The sequence below is a fragment of the Nitrospira sp. Nam80 genome, from assembly GCF_965152575.1.
On record NZ_OZ224216.1, the window covers coordinates 4,297,486 to 4,317,126 of the forward strand.

Annotated in this window: 21 protein-coding genes; 7 read left to right on the forward strand and 14 right to left on the reverse strand. The window is 57.3% G+C overall.

Features of this window, described 5'->3' with window-relative positions; all coding sequences use genetic code 11:
* Positions 1 to 185: 185 nt before the first annotated feature.
* Positions 186 to 494: a hypothetical protein gene (locus tag ACWGXE_RS20075; RefSeq protein WP_447599890.1), complete on the forward strand. Its 309-nt coding sequence runs from the start codon at positions 186 to 188 to the stop codon at positions 492 to 494.
* Here the strand turns inward: ACWGXE_RS20075 and ACWGXE_RS20080 are convergent.
* Positions 491 to 748, reverse strand: a complete 258-nt coding sequence (locus ACWGXE_RS20080; RefSeq protein WP_447599891.1) for a YHS domain-containing protein — start codon at positions 746 to 748, stop codon at positions 491 to 493. The two genes, ACWGXE_RS20075 and ACWGXE_RS20080, sit on opposite strands and share 4 nt — an antisense overlap.
* A gap of 297 nt (positions 749 to 1,045) precedes the next feature.
* On the opposite strand from ACWGXE_RS20080, the gene ACWGXE_RS20085 reads away from it, so the two are divergent.
* Positions 1,046 to 1,327 carry a hypothetical protein gene (locus tag ACWGXE_RS20085; protein ID WP_447599893.1) on the forward strand — a complete coding sequence of 94 codons (282 nt, stop codon included), beginning with the start codon at positions 1,046 to 1,048 and terminating at the stop codon, positions 1,325 to 1,327.
* Positions 1,328 to 1,419: 92 nt separating this feature from the next.
* Here the strand turns inward: ACWGXE_RS20085 and dapB are convergent, their stop codons facing one another.
* The 9 genes from dapB to ACWGXE_RS20130 form a co-directional block, all read right to left on the reverse strand.
* Positions 1,420 to 2,232 carry a 4-hydroxy-tetrahydrodipicolinate reductase gene (gene dapB, locus ACWGXE_RS20090; RefSeq protein ID WP_447599895.1) on the reverse strand — a complete coding sequence of 271 codons (813 nt, stop codon included), beginning with the start codon at positions 2,230 to 2,232 and terminating at the stop codon, positions 1,420 to 1,422.
* Between the two features lie 30 nt (positions 2,233 to 2,262).
* A complete protein-coding gene (gene dapA, locus ACWGXE_RS20095) occupies positions 2,263 to 3,135 on the reverse strand; it encodes a 4-hydroxy-tetrahydrodipicolinate synthase (RefSeq protein ID WP_447599897.1) in 873 nt (290 codons plus the stop codon).
* Positions 3,136 to 3,166: 31 nt separating this feature from the next.
* Positions 3,167 to 4,429, reverse strand: coding sequence for a diaminopimelate decarboxylase (gene lysA, locus ACWGXE_RS20100; protein WP_447599899.1), 1,263 nt, complete (start codon positions 4,427 to 4,429; stop codon positions 3,167 to 3,169).
* Entirely contained in the window at positions 4,422 to 6,332 is a 1,911-nt protein-coding gene (locus ACWGXE_RS20105) for a cobalamin-dependent protein (protein WP_447599900.1), read from the reverse strand. The genes lysA and ACWGXE_RS20105 overlap by 8 nt, the downstream gene beginning before the upstream one ends.
* Positions 6,333 to 6,412: 80 nt before the next feature.
* Positions 6,413 to 6,682 (reverse strand): hypothetical protein, encoded by a 270-nt coding sequence (locus ACWGXE_RS20110; RefSeq protein WP_447599902.1) that lies wholly within the window; start codon positions 6,680 to 6,682, stop codon positions 6,413 to 6,415.
* 25 nt (positions 6,683 to 6,707) lie between these two features.
* A complete protein-coding gene (gene argH / locus ACWGXE_RS20115; protein WP_447599904.1) occupies positions 6,708 to 8,174 on the reverse strand; it encodes an argininosuccinate lyase in 1,467 nt (488 codons plus the stop codon).
* Positions 8,174 to 9,388: an argininosuccinate synthase gene (locus ACWGXE_RS20120; RefSeq protein ID WP_447599906.1), complete on the reverse strand. Its 1,215-nt coding sequence runs from the start codon at positions 9,386 to 9,388 to the stop codon at positions 8,174 to 8,176. The genes argH and ACWGXE_RS20120 overlap by 1 nt, the downstream gene beginning before the upstream one ends.
* 12 nt (positions 9,389 to 9,400) lie before the next feature.
* Positions 9,401 to 10,390: an ornithine carbamoyltransferase gene (gene argF, locus ACWGXE_RS20125; RefSeq protein ID WP_447599908.1), complete on the reverse strand. Its 990-nt coding sequence runs from the start codon at positions 10,388 to 10,390 to the stop codon at positions 9,401 to 9,403.
* Between the two features lie 22 nt (positions 10,391 to 10,412).
* Positions 10,413 to 11,618, reverse strand: a complete 1,206-nt coding sequence (locus ACWGXE_RS20130) for an acetylornithine transaminase (protein ID WP_447599909.1) — start codon at positions 11,616 to 11,618, stop codon at positions 10,413 to 10,415.
* Between the two features lie 140 nt (positions 11,619 to 11,758).
* Between ACWGXE_RS20130 and ACWGXE_RS20135 the strand changes: the two genes are divergently transcribed.
* Positions 11,759 to 12,394, forward strand: coding sequence for a zinc-ribbon domain-containing protein (locus ACWGXE_RS20135; protein WP_447599911.1), 636 nt, complete (start codon positions 11,759 to 11,761; stop codon positions 12,392 to 12,394).
* A 13-nt stretch (positions 12,395 to 12,407) separates the two neighbouring features.
* On the opposite strand, the gene ACWGXE_RS20140 is transcribed toward ACWGXE_RS20135, so the two are convergent.
* A complete protein-coding gene (locus tag ACWGXE_RS20140) occupies positions 12,408 to 13,193 on the reverse strand; it encodes a hypothetical protein (protein WP_447599913.1) in 786 nt (261 codons plus the stop codon).
* A 268-nt stretch (positions 13,194 to 13,461) separates the two neighbouring features.
* Here ACWGXE_RS20140 and ACWGXE_RS20145 point away from each other — a divergent pair, with 268 nt between their 5' ends.
* On the forward strand, positions 13,462 to 14,067 hold the full coding sequence (locus ACWGXE_RS20145; protein WP_447599914.1) for a 2,3-bisphosphoglycerate-dependent phosphoglycerate mutase: 606 nt from the start codon (positions 13,462 to 13,464) through the stop codon (positions 14,065 to 14,067).
* Between the two features lie 33 nt (positions 14,068 to 14,100).
* Here the strand turns inward: ACWGXE_RS20145 and ACWGXE_RS20150 are convergent, their stop codons facing one another.
* From ACWGXE_RS20150 to ACWGXE_RS20160, 3 genes are all read right to left on the reverse strand, one after another.
* Positions 14,101 to 14,577, reverse strand: coding sequence for a hypothetical protein (locus ACWGXE_RS20150; protein ID WP_447599916.1), 477 nt, complete (start codon positions 14,575 to 14,577; stop codon positions 14,101 to 14,103).
* 174 nt (positions 14,578 to 14,751) lie between these two features.
* Complete coding sequence (locus ACWGXE_RS20155; RefSeq protein ID WP_447599917.1) at positions 14,752 to 15,777, reverse strand: D-alanine--D-alanine ligase family protein; 1,026 nt, start codon at positions 15,775 to 15,777, stop codon at positions 14,752 to 14,754.
* Positions 15,774 to 16,835, reverse strand: a complete 1,062-nt coding sequence (locus ACWGXE_RS20160; protein WP_447599919.1) for a putative zinc-binding metallopeptidase — start codon at positions 16,833 to 16,835, stop codon at positions 15,774 to 15,776. Before ACWGXE_RS20160 ends, ACWGXE_RS20155 begins: the two co-directional genes overlap by 4 nt.
* 273 nt (positions 16,836 to 17,108) lie before the next feature.
* Here ACWGXE_RS20160 and ACWGXE_RS20165 point away from each other — a divergent pair, with 273 nt between their 5' ends.
* The 3 genes from ACWGXE_RS20165 (at position 17,109) to ACWGXE_RS20175 (ending at position 19,500) form a co-directional block, all read left to right on the forward strand.
* A complete protein-coding gene (locus ACWGXE_RS20165) occupies positions 17,109 to 17,792 on the forward strand; it encodes a S16 family serine protease (protein WP_447599921.1) in 684 nt (227 codons plus the stop codon).
* A gap of 67 nt (positions 17,793 to 17,859) precedes the next feature.
* Positions 17,860 to 18,729, forward strand: coding sequence for a tRNA 2-thiocytidine(32) synthetase TtcA (gene ttcA / locus ACWGXE_RS20170; protein ID WP_447599923.1), 870 nt, complete (start codon positions 17,860 to 17,862; stop codon positions 18,727 to 18,729).
* A gap of 141 nt (positions 18,730 to 18,870) precedes the next feature.
* Complete coding sequence (locus tag ACWGXE_RS20175; protein ID WP_447599925.1) at positions 18,871 to 19,500, forward strand: SGNH/GDSL hydrolase family protein; 630 nt, start codon at positions 18,871 to 18,873, stop codon at positions 19,498 to 19,500.
* Positions 19,501 to 19,641: the final 141 nt, after the last annotated feature.

Sequence of the window (19,641 nt, forward strand, 5' to 3'; positions counted from 1 at the left end):
CTTTCCTTCGGGTGATTCCGTTCCGCTGAGGGTCTTCGGTTTAGCTATTTTAAAGGGCTCAGGACTTCATGGCAAACAATCCTTGGCTTCCCACGCGGGACGTTTGACAGTCTCGCCGGATCGACGCTAGAATTTCTTCGTATGTCTTTCGACACAACTCCCGATTGTTCCCAAGGAGCAACTGTATGAGACGTTCCGCCTGGTTGACGGTCTTGACGTTCATGTTCGTCGCATGCAGCCATAATCCATATCTTGAAGCCTCACTCAAGCCATCCGAACTGCAAGGAAAGGATAAAGCCTGGTTTGAAAAGAATTGGGGTCCTCCCGACGGAAGAAGTTCACGCTTTTTCGGCGGTGAAAAATGGATTTACTATCGGATTGCCGGAGGGAAAGCGGCGCTACCCCTGTTTAATTTCGAAGCCAATGAGTGTCAGATTACCCTGCTCTTTGATAAGGAGGACAAGTTTACGGACTATAGTTATTCCGGCTGCTAACCAGCCAATTGGCGTTGAAACGTTTTCGCGCACTCCCGGCTACAGAAAAAATAGTTCTGTCCTCCTATTTCCTCCTGCACGGCCGCTCCTCTTGGAACAAAAACCCGACAAACCGGATCCTGTACCATTTGATGTTTGTCGGAAAGCTGATTTTGCCCGACCGTTTTGCTTCGTTCCTGTAACGCACGGACTGCGCTGCGGAGCAAAAAATACAGAATCGTGAGCAATATCAGGATAGTGATGATTCTATACATAGCGGTCCCGTGCTTCCTCACCCCGCCTATATTGACCAGTCGAATCCAAGCCGATCCCAAACCGGTACACTTACTAGTTCATCTAAGGCCGAATGGCCATAGTTGAGGTTCGAAGGGCCCATTCATTCTCCGAATCAAGGGACCTTTGACCTCGATGCCAGGTACTTCAGGTGGATGGCTTGTCTCACGGAGCAATGTTATAGAGATAGATATGCATACATGTGATAAATGCCGCGGCACGATGTTGCCGGAGCGGGCTGTTGATTTGGATGCAGGTCTCGCGATCACAGTTTTAGCATGCCTGAATTGTGGTCGACGAAAAGTAGCCGATCCCGAGCCGAGACCTATTACATCCCGTCACTGACCGCTCTTATGAAGAGACCGAGGCCGCTCACCCACGATGAGCAAAAAGCCGCCGAAGCGGCTTTTCGTGGTCTTCCGCCCGATCCCACGTGGACGGTGGGCGCGCTATGCGTCTATCATGGGATACGGACCGCGCTGGCCTCCCGAAGAGAACTGAAGGAGTTTACTCCAGCCGGCGACGCACCCAGTTGGGCTCATCAAACCGCCTCCGTTTAAGGTTTCTGGTCCGTTCGGCTTTCCTCATCAGGATCGCGCGGATCACAGTGCCTTCATCTTCCATACCATGAAGCTAGACAGCGGGCACTATATCAAGCGCGCTGCCGAAGTCCCAACACATCCAACATGTCATAGAGCCCCGGAGACTGTTTGACCACCCATCCGGCGGCGCGCAACGCACCGCTGGCGAACGTGTCACGGCTCTGTGCGCGGTGGGTTATCTCGATCCTCTCTCCCACAGTCCCGAACAGAACGGTATGATCACCGACAATATCACCGGCCCGGACTGTCTGAATCCCGATTTCCTTTTGCGACCGCTCACCGATCAATCCTTTACGGGAATAGACCGCAACTTGCTCTAAATCCCGGTTGACGGCCCGAGCCAGGATATCGGCCATTTTGATGGCCGTCCCGCTTGGCGCATCCTTCTTAAGCCGGTGATGCGCCTCGATGATTTCGATATCGTACTCTTCACCCAAGGTCGTGGCCATCTCGGCAAGGATCTTGTAGATCACGTTCACCCCTACGCTCATATTCGGCGAGCACACGCATGGAGCCTGTCGGGAAAGGCTCTTCAGTTCATCACATTCGGATGGGGAGAAGCCTGTCGTCCCAATGACCATGGCCCGACGGCGTCCGGCGGCGGCCTTGAAGTGCTGCAAGGTGGCCGCTGGAGTGGAAAAATCAACAATCACTTCTCCCTCATCCAGAAGCGTCGAAAGATTATTGCCGATGGTGACGCCCATACGGCCGCAGCCCGCTATCTCACCCGCATCTTGTCCTACCAATGGATGATCTTTGCCTTCGACAGCGCCTGCCAGTACCAGCGACGGCGAATCCTTGACCAGCGCGATGAGACGACGGCCCATCCGTCCTCCTGCCCCGGCGATAATAACCTTCGTCATGAGAATTCCAATCTCTCTGGCACAACGCAACTATAGCAGCCCGTATTCCTTCATCACGTTTGTCAACTTATGTTTCGTGTCCGGCGCCATGCCGCATAACGGCAGACGTATCTCGCCGTCGATCTTCCCCATCATACTGAGCGCCTCCTTGACCGGTATCGGGTTGGTCTCATAGAAGAGAGCGGTAAACAGGGGCGCGAGCTTATAGTGTAGCCGCCGAGCTTCTTCCACACGGCCAGCCAGGAAGCTATTGACCAGCCCGGACATATCAGCGGGAGCAATATTTGCCGTCACCGTGATCACGCCTTTTCCGCCGAGCGCCAAGATAGGAAGGGTCAAGACATCATCCCCGGCAAGAACCGCCATTCTGTCACCGCAAGCCTGGATGATTTCGGATGCCTGCTGGACTGAACCGCTCCCTTCCTTGACGGCCACGATGGTCCGGCAACTCACGAGGCGCGCCACGGTAGACGGCATCATGTTCACGCCGGTCCGGCCCGGGATATTGTAGAGGACAAGCGGAAGATCGACCGCATCGGCAACGGCCTTATAGTGCCGGAACAGTCCTTCCTGAGTCGGCTTGTTGTAATACGGCGTGATTAGGAGCGCACCATCCGCCCCAGCCTTCTTGGCGTGTTTCGTCAACGCGATGGCTTCATCGGTGCTGTTCGAGCCGGCTCCGGCAATGACCGGTACACGACGCTTCGCCACTTCCACGGTAAAGGCCACGACCCGCTCATGCTCGGCATGGGAGAGCGTCGCCGATTCTCCGGTAGTGCCGCAGGGAACAATTCCATGCGTCCCGTTAGCGATTTGCCATTCGATCAGTTCTCCGAGCGCTTTCTCATCCACCTTTCCTTGTCGGAACGGGGTGACGATTGCTACCAATGATCCCGTGAACATGGCCTACTCCTTCGCCGGCAATGTGGCAAAACTAAGATAAAAAGGCGGGAATATGTTCGCCGCGCACGAGATCGTCGTACGACTCTCGAGCCCGGATCACATGCATTTCCCCGCCCTTCACTAGGACTTCCGGCACGCGAGGCCGCGAGTTATAGTTCGACGCCATCACAAATCCATAGGCGCCTGCGCTCATGACCGCCAACATCTCACCCGGTTTGACATCCGGCATCATCCGATCCTTCGCCAGGAAATCGCCGGACTCGCAGACCGGGCCTACGACGTCCACCAAGCTCCGGTGAGTCTGATTGGTGCGCTCATACAGCGGGCGAATATCATGATAAGCCCCATACAGGCTGGGCCGGATAAGATCATTCATGGCTGCATCAACGATCAAGAACCGCTTGGCTTCCCCATCCTTGGTATACAGGACCTTCGTCATGAGTACCCCGGCATTGCCGACGATCACGCGTCCCGGCTCCATGATCAGCACGCACTTGAGATCGCGCACCAGGGGAGAAATGGCGTCCGCCAAGTCTTTGGGTTGCGGCGGGTTCTCATCCGAATAGGTGATCCCGAGGCCGCCGCCGATATTGATGTAGCGGATGTTGATGCCCCGATCTTTCAAGGCTTGCACTAAGCCTAATACCTTTTTCAAGGCCTCCACGAAAGGCGTCACCTCGGTCAATTGCGATCCGATATGTTTGTGCACCCCCACTACGTCAATGTGTGACAATGTGGATGCCAGATGAAATTCCTCCATTGCCCGATCGGCCCCAATGCCGAACTTGCTCTTTTTCAGGCCGGTGGAGATATAGGGATGGGTTTTGGGGTCGATGTCGGGGTTGATCCGCAGCGCCACGCGAGCCTGCTTTCCCATCGATGCCGCGACGTCGTTGATGGCCCGCAATTCCTCGGACGACTCGACATTGAACATGAGGATATCCGCCTTCAACGCTTCGGCGATCTCATCCGCATTCTTGCCGACACCGGCAAACACGATCTTCGAGGCCGGCACCCCGGCCCTCATGGCCCGATACAATTCGCCTCCCGAGACGATATCGACCCCGCTTCCTTCATTCGCCATCAGTTTCAAAATCGCCAGATTCGAGTTGGCCTTCATGGCAAAGGCCAGAATGTGCGGAATGTTCTGAAACGCGCTGTCGTACGCGCGGAAATGCCGCACAAGGGTATGATGGCTATACACGTAACAGGGTGTACCGATTTCTTTGGCAATCCGGGCGAGCGGCACGTCCTCGCAATACAATTCACCTTCCCGGTACTGAAAATCATGCATCTTGGAAATCCTCGCTCAAAAAGTCGATCCCGCTCATCGACAGCCCATGCAACGCGTCCTCGAACGCCGCTCTAAACTTTTGATACCGCACTTTCGCGTAGGGCAACACCTCTTTCACCGCCCCTCCGTCCAGCAGCGCTTTCAGCGCTTCCGGTGTGGCATGCTTGAGATGTTCGAAATTAATAATGATGTCCAACCGAGCCTGTTCAGCCGCCGTCTTGATCCGCTTAAGCAGTTCCTGCGCGTTCAGGTGATCCAGCGTTCCTTCCAGGGTAATGACCAGGGCGGCGAACTGATCGTGCCGCTTGGCCTTGATGTTGAGCCACATTCCGTGCGCCGGGGCCGTCGTCTGATCGAACCGCTGTTTGATCGCATGCAAGGCATTGGGAATGAGTTGCCTGGTTTCGACGGTGGGCAACTTGGCCTGCAAGTTTTTCAGCACGCCGGCGACCGGTGAGAGCGTGCCTTTGGGACAGGACCGCTTTACCAGCTTTCGAAATTCCCGATTCATTTCAAGACGCGCCACAAGGCGTTGTTTCGTTCCCGAGAGGCGGGCCCAGATCGAAGGGACCGAATAGAAATGATGGTTCGCCCAGTAAAATCCCTCCTGCAACTGTTCCGGCGTCATCCGGCTCGGACGAAATACGACGTGTTTGCCGTCGTACTTGGCCCAATCCCGATCGAAGATACGGCCCGCCTGGTTGTATCGGTCGTAGAGCGCCGTCCCCGGCAGAGGAGTCAGCACGTTGAAATAGGCTAGTTCCACGCGGCATTTCGTGAGAAATTCCACCGCACGTTCGAAGACGGATTCATCATCATTGTCGAACCCGAACACGATGCCCGGATTGACCATGATCCCGTATTTGTGGAACATGTCGATTTCCTGAGCGAATTTTTGGACTCGATTGAACGGCTTGTTCGTTTCCTCCAGACAATCTTCATCCAGCGACTCCATTCCGACGAAGACGGAAACACAGCCGCTTTCCGATGCCAGCTTCACCATCTCTTCGTCGTCGCCGAGAAAGAGCGTCGACTGGCAGCCCCATTTGATATTCAACGGCTTCAGGGCCGACCATAATTCGCGGCAGTACGCGCGGTTGCTGTTGTGCAAATCATCGACGAACGCGAAGATGGTGCCGTCCTCCACGCCAAGTCTGATGCGCAGGCCGGTCTTAAAAGCCTGCCACAACGAGTCGTCGCAAATTCGATCCACCAGCTCGCTTCGGACCCATTGTTTGACGGCCGTGAGCTCTTTGACGACTTCCTGCACCGGCCGGCGCCGCGTCGTTTTGCCGTTGAAGGGGGAAACGCTGCAGAACTCGCAATCGAAATGGCATCCCCGCGTGGTGAAACTACATTGCCGCGTCATATAGGAATCCGGGCTCAGCAGCTCGACGCGGGGGCTCTTATAGTGCTCCAATGAAGGAAACGCCTTCATTTCATACTTGCGTTGCATCCGGCCGGCTTCGAAATCGGAAATAACCTCGGGCCAGAGATCCTCGGCCTCTCCGCACACTACGGCGTCGCAGTAACGCAAGGCTTCGTCCGGACAATAAGTCGGATGAACTCCTCCCAATACGACTTTGACGCCCCGCTTTCTGAATTCGTGAGCGATTTCGTATGCCCGGGGCGCGTAGCAGGTCATGACCGACAGGCCGACCAAGTCGCATTCGTGATCAAAATTGATATCCGTCACGGCCTCGTCCACGAGATCGACATGCCAATGCTCCGGCGTATAGGCAGCAATGGTGGGGAGACTCAATTTCGGAAACCAGACCGCCCGGCGTTCTGACGCGGTCAAATGATAGCGATTATTTCTCGGGTATGGGTCCAAGAGTAACAACCGTCGCTGCGGCCTTTTGCCGGGGACCATCGGATGACGTGCCGGTTGAATCAGTTCCATATTGGGGTTCTCCTCTCGGCCTGAATACGATGAGACCAATAAAGAGCCATTATTATATTCGCCGCCCAGGTGCTGGAGCGTTACGGTTTCGTGCCCACGGATTGCAGCGGTGGCACGGGAAGGTCATCGGTCGACTGGCTTGCATCTCCTTCGCCGGCCCTGAGACCCGGATACATGAGAGGGGGGCCGGCCGAGTCCGGTACGCCACGACTGCTCATATCCTGTTCCCGCTCTTTTTGCCGCTCAATAATCGGGGCTACGCCCACATCCTCCGGTGCGACGGGGGCGCCGATCACGCCGCAACCGGACAACCAGACCGCAGCGGTCACAATAACCCAGCCGGCGTTCATTGTCCCGCGCCCGCTCGGTGTCATCTTAGGACAGCGATCTCTCCAGTTCCCGTATCCGGGCTTCAACGCGTTTCCTGGACGTTCCCCCGATCTGCGCTTTACGATCGACCGCCGCGCTGATCGTCAGGCGATCCAGGACGTCCGATTCAAATCGTTTCGAAAATTCCTTCAATTCTTCCAGCGTCATCCGCTGAAGATCGCGCTCCTGCTCCAGGGAGGATCGCACAACTCGTCCCGCTATGGAATGGGCTTCTCGAAACGGAACACCCTTGAGCACCAGATAGTCGGCCAACTCCGTTGCCAACATGGCGCCTCCCGACGCCGCCTGCGCCAGCGCTTCGCGATTCATCCGCATCCGCCGGACCAATTCCGTCAGCAATGTGACGGACTGCAGAGTCGTGTCAACCGCGTCAAAGAGGGCTTCCTTGTCTTCCTGAAGATCGCGGTTGTAACTGAGCGGCAATCCTTTGAGCATCGTCAGCACGCCGACCCAATGGCCGTAGACCCGTCCCGTTTTACCACGAATCAACTCCGGGACATCAGGATTCTTCTTTTGAGGCATCATGCTGCTGCCCGTGCAATAGGCGTCGGGAAGATCGACGAAATGGAACTCCTGGGAGGCCCACACAATCAGCTCCTCGCTCATGCGCGACAGATGCATCATGATCAGCGAGAGCGCGCCGAGCGATTCCGCCACAAAATCCCGGTCGGACACCGCGTCCAGACTGTTTTGCGTCACGGCAGGGAACCCGAGGAGCCGAGCGAGGTATTCCCGATCCGCCGCGTAATTCGTGCCGGCAAGCGCTCCCGACCCGAGCGGCATGACATCGAGGCGGGACCGTGCATCAGTCAGGCGGCCCCGATCTCGAGCGAACATATCCACGTACGCGAGAAAATGGTGGGCCAGCAGCACCGGCTGCGCCCGCTGGAGATGCGTATACCCCGGCATGACGACGTCGAGATGCTCGCGCGCCTGCGCCAGCAATACGCGCTGAAACTTCATCAGCGCCTGACCGAGACGGTCGAGCATGTCCCGCAAATACAATCGGATATCCAGCGCGACCTGGTCGTTTCTGCTACGCCCGGTGTGAAGTTTGCCCCCGAGCGGGCCGATCAGTTCCGTGAGACGGCGCTCAACGGCCATATGGATATCCTCATCTTCGGCCGCGAAGGAAAATCGTCCTTCATCGAGTTCAAGATTCACCGCTTTGAGACCTCGTATCAATACTTCCGTCTCGCGCGTCGTAAAGACGCCGGCGCGCTCCATCGCTTTGCAATGAGCCATGCTGCCCTGAATGTCATAGGGATACAGCCGGCTATCAAATGCCAACGACGAACTGAAAGATTCCACCACGCGGTCGGTCTGTTCGCTGAACCTTCCCCCCCAGGCCTTGCCCCTCGGCAGCCCGCCTGCACTTTGCATTCTGGTCCCGGCTCTCGAACCGGGCTTCGCCTTGGAGGGAGGCCGGCGGCGTGTGGTTGCCCGTGCCATCAGGATCGAGGTTTTTTCCGCTGGGCTCGGATGGCCAGCCGAAGCGCGTTCAAGCGGATAAATCCTTCCGCATCCTGTTGGCGATACACTTCATCTTCCTCGAACGTTGCCATATCCAGCCGGTAGAGGGAGCGCGGTGATTTCCGCCCCACGACCGTGCAGCTCCCCTTATACAGTTTCACCCGCACCGTCCCCGTCACGTCCTGCTGCGCTTCATCCAGAGCCCGTTGCAGCATTTCTCGTTCCGGCGCATACCAATAGCCGTAGTAGATCAACTCCGCGTAGCGAGGAATGAGACCGTCCCGCAAATGCATGACTTCTCGATCCATCGTCAGGGATTCAAGGCCACGGTGGGCGGCATGCAAGATCGTCCCGCCCGGCGTTTCGTAGACGCCGCGTGATTTCATGCCGACATATCGATTTTCCACCAGATCGACACGCCCTACCCCGTGCGCGCCGCCGACTTTATTCAGATGGGCCAATAAGGCGGCAGGACGTAGACGCTTGCCGTCCACGGCGACCGGATCCCCTTGCTGGTATTCGATTTCGATTTCCTGCGGCTTCGCCGGCGCTCGTTCCGGTGACACCGTCATATGAAAGATCTCTTCCGGCGGGGCCTCCCACGGATCTTCCAAGATGCCGCCTTCATAGCTGACGTGAAAAAGATTCATGTCCATGCTGTAGGGCTTGGCTTTGGTCGCCGTGATGGGAATGCCGTGTCGCTGCGCATATTCGATCAGTTCCCGCCTGGAGCGCAACGACCATTCCCGCCACGGCGCGATGATTTTCACTTTCGGATCCAGCGCCAAATAGGTCAGCTCAAACCGTACCTGGTCGTTCCCCTTGCCGGTCGATCCATGGGAAACCGCATCGGCGCCTTCTTTCGCGGCAATTTCAATCTGACGGCGCGCGATCAGCGGACGGGCGATCGACGTGCCGAGCAGGTAACTGCCCTCATAGACGGCATTGCCGCGCAGCATCGGGAAGATATGCTCCTTGACGAACGTCTCGCGCAGGTCTTCCACATACACCTTGGAGACGCCCAAAGCCTTCGCCTTCGCCTTGATGGCCTTGAGATCTTCTCCTTGTCCGAGATCCGCGCAGAAGGCTACGACGGAACAGTCGTAGGTCTCCTGGAGCCACTTGAGGATGACCGACGTGTCGAGTCCTCCGGAATACGCCAGCACGACTTTCTTGATTGAAGACCGGTTCATCTCACTCCCTTGTCAATTGTGATGCTTCGCCTGTCGCTTCTGCTTGGATAACAATCGCACCAGAACGGCCTTTTGAACATGCAGGCGGTTTTCCGCCTGATCCAGAATGACCGATTGCGGCCCATCCAGAACCGCCGCCGTGATTTCCTCGCCGCGGTGGGCAGGCAAACAATGCATGACGATGGCGTCCGGCTTCGCCCGCTTGAGGAGCCGCTCGTTCAGCTGGTAGGGCGCCAGGGTCTTGAGCCGCCGCGCCTGCTCGCGCTCACGTCCCATGCTGATCCAGACATCGGTATACACAACGTCGGCGTCCTTCACCGCCACATGGGGGTCCTGATGAATCTCAACCGCCGCCCCGGTCTGTTGCGCCTCCGCGCGAGCCCAATCGACAATGTGTTGATCGGGAAGGTATCCGGCCGGGCAGCCGACCGCAATGGACATGCCCATCTTGGCCGACGCCTCGATCAATGAGTTCGTGACGTTATTCCCGTCGCCGACATAGGCGATTTTGACCCCCCGCAATCGACGCTTCTTTTCCTGGATCGTCAACAGATCCGACAACGCCTGGCAGGGATGGCTCAAATCGGTCAGCCCGTTAATGACCGGGATCGTCGCTTCGCGGGCCCATTCTTCCACGATTGCATGGTCGAATGTCCTGATCACCAGGCCGTCCAGATATCGCGAGAGCACCCGGGCCGTATCCGCCACACTCTCTCCCCTCGACAATTGAATGTCGGCCATCGGCAGAACCATGGCCTGCCCGCCCAATTGATTCATGCCAGCCTCAAACGACACTCTCGTGCGCGTGGACGGCTTTTGAAACAGGAGACCCAGCATCTTGCCCTGCAGATGGCGCTGGACGATTCCCCGCCGTCTTTGTTGTTTCAATTGGGCGGCCAACCGCAACAGCCCGGCCAATTCCTGGCGGGGCACGGACATCAGCTCTAAAAAATCTTTACCGAGAGCGTTTCGGCCTGATCGCCGTGCAGGACGCCGCAACATGGTACGCCGCTTCACATTAAATTTAATGGAGTGACGCGGGCCGCTTGCCGAAGACCTGCGAAAGCCCGTCCAATAATCGATCGACGTCACGCTCGGTGATGATCAAGGGAGGAACCACGCGCAAGACCCGGTCACTGGTGCAATTGATCAACAACCCTCGGGCAAGACAATCGGCGACAACCGTGCGAGCGTCAATATCCAACTCCATCCCTTGCAAGAGTCCCAGGCCCCGTACCTCTTTCACAAGATGATGGCGCTCTTTGCACTCATCGAGTCCTTTTCGCAGATAATCGCCGATTCGTTTGGCCTGATCCAGCACCTTGCCTTCGAGTAACACGCGCAGCACGGCAAGGCCGGCCGCACAGGCCAGAGGATTCCCGCCGAATGTCGAGGCATGAGAGCCGGGGACGAAGGCGCGGGCGACATCTTGCTTAGCCAGGCAGGCGCCGATGGGCACGCCGCCTCCCAAGCCTTTGGCCAAGGTCATGATATCCGGCTCGACCTGCATCTGCTCGTACGCAAACAGAGTCCCGGTGCGCCCCATGCCCGTCTGCACTTCGTCAAAGACGAGGAGAATATCCCGCTGCCGGCAGAGATCGCGCACGCCCTTTAAATAGGCCTGGTCGGCCACATGCACGCCCCCCTCGGCTTGAATGGGCTCGAGCAACACCGCCGCCGTCTTCTCGGAAACTGCGCCCTCCAGCGCCGTCATATCATTGAAGGGAACATAGGCAAATCCGGGAAGTAAGGGCTCAAATCCCTTTTGCACCTTTTCCTGTCCGGTTGCCGTCAAGGTCGCCATGGTTCGGCCATGAAACGAATTCTTCATCGTAATGATTTCATATCGGCCTGGCCCGTACTTCTCATGCGCGTAGCGCCTGGCCAGCTTGATCGCCGCTTCATTGGCCTCCGCACCGCTATTGCAGAAGAACACCTTGTCGGCGAACGAGTGATCCACCAGCATCTGCGCCAATAGCACCTGTGGTTCGGTAAAGTATAAATTCGACGCATGAATGAGGTGCATCATTTGCTTCTGAAGGGCGACGATCAAATCGGGATGGCCGTGGCCGAGAATGTTCACCGCGATCCCGCCGACGAAGTCAATGTATTCCCGTCCCTCCAAATCATAGACGCGGGAGCCGCGGCCTCGTGCGATGGAAATGGGTTGTCGCTGGTACGTGTTCATCAAATACAAGTCTGCTTGCCGCCGTAATTCTTCCGTCAACATGGCCCACCGCTCAGATATGAATTTGCGAAGCTAGCATAGGGAGATTGTGAACGCAATACAAGGGCTTCGGGCCGAAACGAATCGATCTTCGCTCCGATTGCTTGACGCGAAGTCATGGCGGATGGGATAAGGGTTAACCAATGAAAACCTGCGCGCAGTGTCGACAGCACAACAGCGATGAGGCGAAGTTCTGCCACCAATGTGGAACCGCCTTGGATCAGCAAGAGCAGCTCTCGACTCCGGCTCCTCCCATCCCGCTGACGGAACAGGATCTATGGCGGGGTTTTATCGGACCCAATGCCGATCGTTATCTGGAGACATTCAAGAAATTTTCGACGCCGGCCGGGCCCCGATTCGCCTTCACCTGGCACTGGCCCGCGTTTATTTTTGAGCCGTTCCTCTGGTTTCTCTATCGAAAAATGTATGTCTACGCGATGATCTATGCCATCGGGCCGGTCATCGCATTCTATTTGACCCAGGACCTGTCCGCAGACATCGTCTGGCGGCTCATGGCTGGCGTGAGCGCCAACTACATCTATTTCTGGCACGTCAAGGAGCAGGTGGATACGATTAAGAATCAGCGCCTGCCGGATACCGAAGACCGCCGGCGAATGTTGGGTGAACTCGGGGGAGTCCAGCCCTACGTCGTATGGGTCGGCGTGGGACTGTTGGTTTTGAAAGTGGCGATGGTCATCACGATTTTCAAGGAAGGCGCGCCGGGAGAATCTGGCCACGAGCGCCCGAAAGTGAAACCCGCCGCCCTCATGTCCGTGTAACCGGCACAGGGTTTTATTCGGGCGGGAGCGGCATTTGCGTGCGTTGCCATTGAATCCAGGCGACGAACCAGGAAAAGTCCTGTTCGGAGGCCACCCCGCTCAACTCCGGGGTTGATTGTGTCTGCTCGAGCTGGTTATAAGTCCGCGGCCAATTTTTCTGCCACCACGATTTCAATTCATCCGCTCCGTATGGTGCGCCTGTCGCCTGTGTGATGCCCGCGGCCGCGCACAGACTGGCGACCAGGGGCCAGTATCGGTCCTTCCCCAATCCCACGCTGCGAAAATGTTCGCGCAGTAGAAAGACGACCCATAATTCGGCACTGTTCTTCTTGTTATGTTTAAAGGGCTGGGTTTGGCGGAGGGGAACCGGGTCAAAGCTTTTTACGACCGAGGTATAGTCCGGCCCCCCGTAGCTGCCCGCCACTTCCGCGATCCCTTCCAACATGTTCGCTAACTCCACCTCCACGATCGGGGCGCCCGGCGAACCGGTCATTCCCTGCCCTCCCATCAAAGGGTTCGGAGCGGTCAGCAACTCGATGAGAGGCTTCAGTTCCCGAAGTCGAATGACGGCGGCTTTGAGGACTTGCTCCGACTCCAGCCAATAGTCCGCGTCATTCTTCGTCAAACGTTCCCGTCCGGAGGGCGGGAGTACCACAGGAACCCAATACCGCACGATCACGAACAGGATGTAATCGAGTTGCCCTCCGAGCTGATACGCTCGTTCCAGCACCGATTCCGGCCCCACGGCATGCTGAAAAAACGCCTGCATTTTCTCGCGGACCCGCAGGCGTTCGCCCATGTGCATCCACCATGCGCGGAACACATCCGATGCGCGACTGGACCATTCCGAAGCGGCCGACGTTGGTTGGTTTTTTCCCACGATAGATGACGGTGAATGTGCGGCATCGTACCGGCGCGCCGTCCTTGGATGCAAGTCATTCGTGACGCCGAGGCATGTATCGCACGCGGCCAAGTAGATCCGTCTCTGCGACATCCATCGGTTGACAGCCTGAATAGGCAATCGCGTATGCTATGGCGGATCCGAACATACGCTACGGAGGAACGATATGAGCCGACTGGTTTTACTGCGACATGGGGAATCACAATGGAATCTGGAGAACCGCTTTACCGGGTGGATCGACGTTCCTCTCTCGCCCAAGGGAATTGAAGAAGCCAAAGCCGCAGGAGAGAAACTTCGCGGGTACAAGTTTGATCGCGCGTTCACGTCCGTCCTGACTCGCGCCAACGAAACGCTTCGCCTCGTCCTCGAGGTGCTGGGCCAGACCGCGATCCCGGTTGAAAAAGATAAAGCGCTCAACGAACGCATGTATGGAGAGCTGCAGGGACTCAATAAAGCCGAGACGGCAAAGAAGTTCGGCGACGAACAGGTGAAGATTTGGCGAAGAAGCTTCGATGTGCGCCCTCCGGGGGGAGAAAGCCTGAAAGACACGGCCGAGCGCGTCCTGCCTTATTACGACACCCGCATTCGACCCTTCCTGGCAAAAGGCGAAACCATCCTCATCGCCGCCCACGGCAATAGTCTTCGGGCGCTGGTCATGCAGTTGGATCAGCTCACGACAGAGCAGGTGCTGGAGCTGAATATTCCGACCGGAGCGCCCCTCTCGTACGAATTGGATTCGGAAGGCAAAGTGCGTTCACGACACTATCTGTGATTCAATTCCGGGCAAAATTCAAATAGGGAGTCGTCACCGTTCAGCATCGAGAATCTCCCCATAGCGATCCAGCGGCACATGATCCACCAAAAACGCGAGTACTTTGGTGCGATCTTCAGCCGACACGGTTGCCTGGTCCTCAAGGATCGTACCGGCTTCTTTTGCAACGGTGAGATCACCTCCCGGCTCGTTTCCGAGCGGTCGATACACTGCTTCCCGTTCGTGGAATTCCGTCAGATAGTCTGCCCACGGCCTACCCTGCTGATGGAAACTTTCCCAGTCTTGCTGGATGAGCTCAACCAACCGGTCGAACAGCACCGTGCGGTACTGACGCGGAATATGCGCGTCGATGGCCGCCCGAACCCAATAGAGATTGAGAGACAGCACCTCTTTGGTAAGGACACGGGCTTGGTCCTCCGTCGCCTCAATCCCATATTCTTCGAGGAGCGCTCTGGAAATCGCCCGCGGCATCACTGCATACAAGGCCTGCGCTGCTTCTTCAGGCGTCATGATCCGACAATCCTCTCACGTTCAAAGCCGAGAATATCGCACCGCGCATCGACTGACAACCTCGATCGAAGGCCCATTGCGCCTGCCTTCCCGGCGAGCCAATCTGCTGTCTGGCATGTCGGCTGAAATTATAATGGAATGAACAAAGGACGTGGAAGGTTGCCGCGCCGGTAACTACGCGACGACCTTGGCCGGCCGCCACCGCAACCCGATGTGGAGCAATTCCTGCAGCAGGTCCTTGTAAGAGTAATTCGCCTTGAGCGCGGATTCCGCAAAGTCCTCATCATCGGCAATCTGCGGGTTCGGATTCGCTTCGAGGACATAGACGTTGCCGTTCCCATCCATCCGCATATCGACTCGGGCATAGCCGCTGAGACCCAGCACGCGATACACGCGTTTGGCCAGATGCTGAATCTTCTCCGCGGCGCCCTCCGGCAGATTCTTGGCTTCCCCCGATCGGATGCCATATTTATCCTGATATTTCCGGCTCCATTTGACCCGCTCCGTCGCGATACGGTTCGCCTCCTCCGGCATGCGATCCATCACCAACTCCCATACGGGCAAGACCTGAAGGTGGGCATTCCCCATGACACCCACGTACAACTCCCTTCCTTCGATATACCGTTCCACGAGCGCGCCGGTCCCCACGCTGTCATGGATGAAGGCGACCCGCTCGCGCAACTTGTCTTCATCGTCCACAATCGAGGCTTGAGAAATGCCCAAGGAAGCCTCTTCGCTGACGGATTTGACAATGAGGGGAAATGCCAGCCACTTGGGCCGCCGGACCATGCGATGGGGCGACACCACCATGAAATCGGGATAGGGGATGCGATGGTAAGACATGACCTGTTTGGACAGGGCCTTATCGCGCGCCAGCATAAGACCGCGGGGATTGCAGCCGGTATACGGCACGCGAAGCAACTCCAGATAGGACACGACGTTCTGATCGTACACGGCCACACCGTCGAACTCTTCAAGAAGATTGAACGCAATGTGCGGTTTCCACTGCTCCACCGCTCCGCGGATCACCTCCAGGTCACTCTTCACGCCGAGCGCGATGACTTCATGGCCCGACTTTCGGAGCGTCGACACGACGTCGTATTCGGTCTTCCATTCGACGGTCTGCAGGTCCTGCCCGTTCAACTGGTCCGGGGGGACAAGATCTTTATGCATCAGGACGAGAATTCGAAGCCGCCTCATAATGCCACCTTATGCCGACCGCTATGGAGATGATTCATGGTTTGCACCGTCAGCAGGATCGAAAATTCCCACTTCGCCTGCTCCTTTGTCGTCGTCAAGCGGAGGCCGAGGGCTTGGCACCGCTCAATCATTCCTTGCAGCACCTGATCGATCGTATATTGATACTCACCGGTCCAGTCGGCGACTTTCCGGCGCACCTCCTTCCTGATCCGGTGCAGAAACGCGGCGGCAGGCGGATTGTGGACGCAGGAGGCATCGTCGGAAAATAGCCGCCGCAAGTCGGCATCATACGAAGGCACGCCCCCGATCCCGTAATGTTTCCGTTTTTCGTCATAATGATCGCGCAGCGTCTTATAGATCCGGCGTAGCGGATCCACCTGCTCCCGCGTTGTGACCAGCGATTCCATTCCCGCCAACTCGCGCATGAGCGAGTCCATGAATTGCAATTTCTTCATGACCGGCCATCCTTTATACCGATCGGCCCAGAACGACTGCGGGTCCAACCACACGGCAAAGGTCTCGGCAAAATCCTCGTCCGGATGACTTTGCGCATACCAGACATCGAGATACCGGACAAAACTGCGGCTATAGGGTTTCGGCTGATAGTAATCCGGATACGGCTTGGACGATCTCCCGAAGAGTTGTTGGCGGCGGCGGCGGCGGCGCAGGAAATATGCGTTTTCAATCGCATGTCCCGCTTCATGTCGAAGTATCCGCATGCACCAGTCCCGGGTTCCGCCCTCCACCTCGAGCATTTGATGTAATTCCAATTTAGCCAAGCGCGGATGCGCCAGGTAAAACGGCAGCGCAATGCCCGGGATGCCGTCCGGTGTAAACCATTCGTCCGACAACCAGAAGTACGGCCGAAATCGCAACTGGCGCGCCTCCAACTCTTGGGCCAACTGCTTGATCGGCTCCTCAAAAAAACTCCCTTCAATGCTGAGCCGAAGGTCCCGCATTCTCACATCCAAAAGCCGCTCATCAGGCCAGTCCACCCATTCCGCCTCACGGATGGTCGCCCCTTGGACGGTCTCCGCGTGCAATGTGGTCTCATCCATTCCATGCAATCCTATGCTGACCTCGGGAAAATCGCCTGTCGGATGCCCTTTTCCCATTCTCAACTATAGCACTCCAAGAAAAACACGCCCAGCCCCCTAGGGCAATGAGCGTAGTGAACCAGGGTCCAGCCCGGCCTGCGTATAGGCGAACACACCTTCTTGAAGTACGTACTGGCCGTAGATGGGCCTTCGCCGCACCGGCACATGAGACACGTTGCAAAACTCAAGTAATGGTGGTAGATGTGTGAAAGGGTATCGGAAAGGAACGGGGATTTGCCTAGACCCGCCGTCTCATTGATTTGTCTTCTCATCGGCCTCCTCATGGCGGCGACCCCCGACTTCGCTTCGGCGAAGGCCAATGTGGATGCGGCCCAATGGAGAGAGCAACTGATCCATATCTTGGGAACCTTCCAGGGCAGTCAGAGTCAACCGGTCGGCGTGGTGGCCGAGGTCGTCATCGGCCTCGAGCAACGGGCCGACCACCGTGGCACTGAGGTCGTATTCGAAGAAGCGTCCGGGACTTTTTCAGATCGGACTCAAGGGGCCATCATGTTGGCTATCGATCGAACCGCGCGGGCGGCTCACCTGAACCCGGACTCGTGGAGCGTATTTCTTTCTTTCAATACGCCGGGGATGACGCTGTACGGCGACAGCCTGTCGGCGATGGTCGGTCTGACCGTCGTCGCATTGGCCAAAGGCGATACGGTGCGATTTGATCGTGCCATGACCGGCACCGTGACCAATGACGGACATATCGGGGTCGTCAGCGGGATCCCGTTCAAAATTGCCGCCGCGCACGGGCGGATGCACCGCGTTTTGATCCCGGACGAAGCCGATGCGACCGACCCGGATTGGCGCACTCCGTTTCTCATGCATGTGTCTCCCGTTGCCTCGATCTCGGATGCGTACGAGGCACTCACGGATCGGCCGCTCGTAAGCGACCCGACCCCTCGCTAGATCCGGCTTTCTTTCCTATTTCCTCCTATCCCCTTCCGCCCGAGCTGCGCTACAATGCAATGCGAACATGACGACTCTCTATCGCCCCCGAACAGCAAGCGCGTCACCGGCTGACGGCGCCATCGAAAAAGCGCACGTGCGGTTGTGTCGCTCAGTCGGCCAGGCGATTTCCGACTACGCCATGATCGAAGAAGGGGATGTCGTCATGGTCTGTCTGTCCGGTGGGAAAGACAGCTACGCGCTGCTCGACGTCCTCCTTTCGTTGCGCCGTCGTTCGCCGGTCCGCTTCGACCTGATCGCGGTCAACCTGGATCAGAAGCAGCCCGGGTTTCCGGCGCATGTTCTTCCGGATTATCTGTCCGGCCTGGGCATCCCGTTTCATATTGAGACCCGCGATACCTATTCAATCGTCAAACGACTGATTCCCGAGGGAGAGACGACCTGTTCCCTCTGTTCACGGCTCCGTCGCGGTCATTTGTACCGCATCGCCGGAGAATTCGGAGCAACGAAGATCGCACTGGGCCATCATCGAGACGACATCCTGGAGACACTGTTGTTAAATCTTTTTTTTACCGGGAAACTCAAAGCGATGCCTCCGAAGCTGCGCTCCAAGGATGGCCGGCATATCGTGATCCGCCCGCTCGCCTACGTGAGGGAGCGGGAGCTGGCCCGGTATGCCGAGTTAAAGGCCTTCCCCATTATTCCGTGTGATCTCTGCGGCTCCCAGAGCGATTTGAAGCGCCGGCAAGTCAAGGCCATGCTGGCCGACTGGGACCGACGGTTTCCCGGATCCAACGACAGCCTCTTTGCGGCGCTGTCAAACGTGGCGCCGTCACTCCTGCTCGACCGGCGACTCTTTGACTTTCTGACGCTCCGCTCCGCGAGACCGAACACCGAAAGCCCGGCTGATGGAAACTGCGATGATGAAGAGGAATAGGTCGCGGTCACGATGAACAGCAGGTTTCGGAACCGAGGATACGGACTGATGTTTCTCTGTGTAATGACTTCTTGCCTGATAGCCGGCGCAGGAAGCTCTCCGGCCGCCGATGCACCGGCCGAACCTCCTGTGATTAGGATCATGCCGTTGGGAGACTCGATTACCGAATCCGGCAGCGGGCATCCGAGTTACCGGTACTTTCTGTGGCAACGGCTGGCAGCGGACGGTCTGCATGTGGACTTTGTCGGGTCGAAGGTCAGCCGGCCTGAGGAGAGGTTTGATCCGTCGAATTTCGATAGTGATCACGAAGGCCATAGCGGGTGGCGGTCGGATCAAATCCTCGCGTGGATTTCCTCCTGGACCTCAGTTGCCCGCCCCGATATCGTGTTACTCCATCTCGGGCATAACGACTTATGGCAGGGAAAGGGACCGACCAACACGCTACAGGATCTGGCCGGCATCCTCGATCACATACGCGGGGTTGATCCACTCGTGGTGATCCTGATCGCGCAGATTATTCCTTCGACGTCCATCCCCATGGAGACGACGACAGAACTGAATGAAGGCATTGCGGCATTGGCTCGGGCGAGTTCCACAGCGGGCTCCCCCGTGATAACGGTGGACCACAGCACCGGTTTCGAGGCCGCGGCGATGACCCGAGACGGCACCCATCCGAATGACGAAGGAGAGCGCCACATGGCAGACCGGTGGTATGCCGCCCTACGCCCGATTCTCATTGAGAAGGAAGCGACCCTTGCCGAAGGAAGATAGAGCGATGGCTATGACCGCCGCCGCAGCCGAAATCGATAGTGACAGACGACGCATCGGAAGGGATAGTACCCGATGAGATGGAGGACAAAATCTTTCCAGCCATGGCGGCCGACCCGCTTGGCATTCCCCGAACACATGGGA

Coding starts and splice junctions, on each gene's coding strand:
- ttcA (WP_447599923.1), top strand. CDS start 17,860: ATGACGACTCTCTATCGCCCCCGAACAGCAAGCGCGTCACCGGCTGAC.
- argF (WP_447599908.1), bottom strand. CDS start 10,390: ATGTTGCGGCGTCCTGCACGGCGATCAGGCCGAAACGCTCTCGGTAAA.
- ACWGXE_RS20150 (WP_447599916.1), bottom strand. CDS start 14,577: ATGACGCCTGAAGAAGCAGCGCAGGCCTTGTATGCAGTGATGCCGCGG.
- ACWGXE_RS20110 (WP_447599902.1), bottom strand. CDS start 6,682: ATGAACGCCGGCTGGGTTATTGTGACCGCTGCGGTCTGGTTGTCCGGT.
- dapA (WP_447599897.1), bottom strand. CDS start 3,135: ATGTTCACGGGATCATTGGTAGCAATCGTCACCCCGTTCCGACAAGGA.
- ACWGXE_RS20080 (WP_447599891.1), bottom strand. CDS start 748: ATGTATAGAATCATCACTATCCTGATATTGCTCACGATTCTGTATTTT.
- ACWGXE_RS20160 (WP_447599919.1), bottom strand. CDS start 16,835: ATGGATGAGACCACATTGCACGCGGAGACCGTCCAAGGGGCGACCATC.
- ACWGXE_RS20120 (WP_447599906.1), bottom strand. CDS start 9,388: ATGAACCGGTCTTCAATCAAGAAAGTCGTGCTGGCGTATTCCGGAGGA.
- ACWGXE_RS20130 (WP_447599909.1), bottom strand. CDS start 11,618: ATGTTGACGGAAGAATTACGGCGGCAAGCAGACTTGTATTTGATGAAC.
- ACWGXE_RS20105 (WP_447599900.1), bottom strand. CDS start 6,332: ATGGAACTGATTCAACCGGCACGTCATCCGATGGTCCCCGGCAAAAGG.
- ACWGXE_RS20085 (WP_447599893.1), top strand. CDS start 1,046: ATGCCTGAATTGTGGTCGACGAAAAGTAGCCGATCCCGAGCCGAGACC.
- dapB (WP_447599895.1), bottom strand. CDS start 2,232: ATGACGAAGGTTATTATCGCCGGGGCAGGAGGACGGATGGGCCGTCGT.
- argH (WP_447599904.1), bottom strand. CDS start 8,174: ATGGCACGGGCAACCACACGCCGCCGGCCTCCCTCCAAGGCGAAGCCC.
- lysA (WP_447599899.1), bottom strand. CDS start 4,429: ATGCATGATTTTCAGTACCGGGAAGGTGAATTGTATTGCGAGGACGTG.
- ACWGXE_RS20075 (WP_447599890.1), top strand. CDS start 186: ATGAGACGTTCCGCCTGGTTGACGGTCTTGACGTTCATGTTCGTCGCA.
- ACWGXE_RS20155 (WP_447599917.1), bottom strand. CDS start 15,777: ATGAGGCGGCTTCGAATTCTCGTCCTGATGCATAAAGATCTTGTCCCC.
- ACWGXE_RS20175 (WP_447599925.1), top strand. CDS start 18,871: ATGCCGTTGGGAGACTCGATTACCGAATCCGGCAGCGGGCATCCGAGT.
- ACWGXE_RS20135 (WP_447599911.1), top strand. CDS start 11,759: ATGAAAACCTGCGCGCAGTGTCGACAGCACAACAGCGATGAGGCGAAG.
- ACWGXE_RS20140 (WP_447599913.1), bottom strand. CDS start 13,193: ATGGGCGAACGCCTGCGGGTCCGCGAGAAAATGCAGGCGTTTTTTCAG.
- ACWGXE_RS20145 (WP_447599914.1), top strand. CDS start 13,462: ATGAGCCGACTGGTTTTACTGCGACATGGGGAATCACAATGGAATCTG.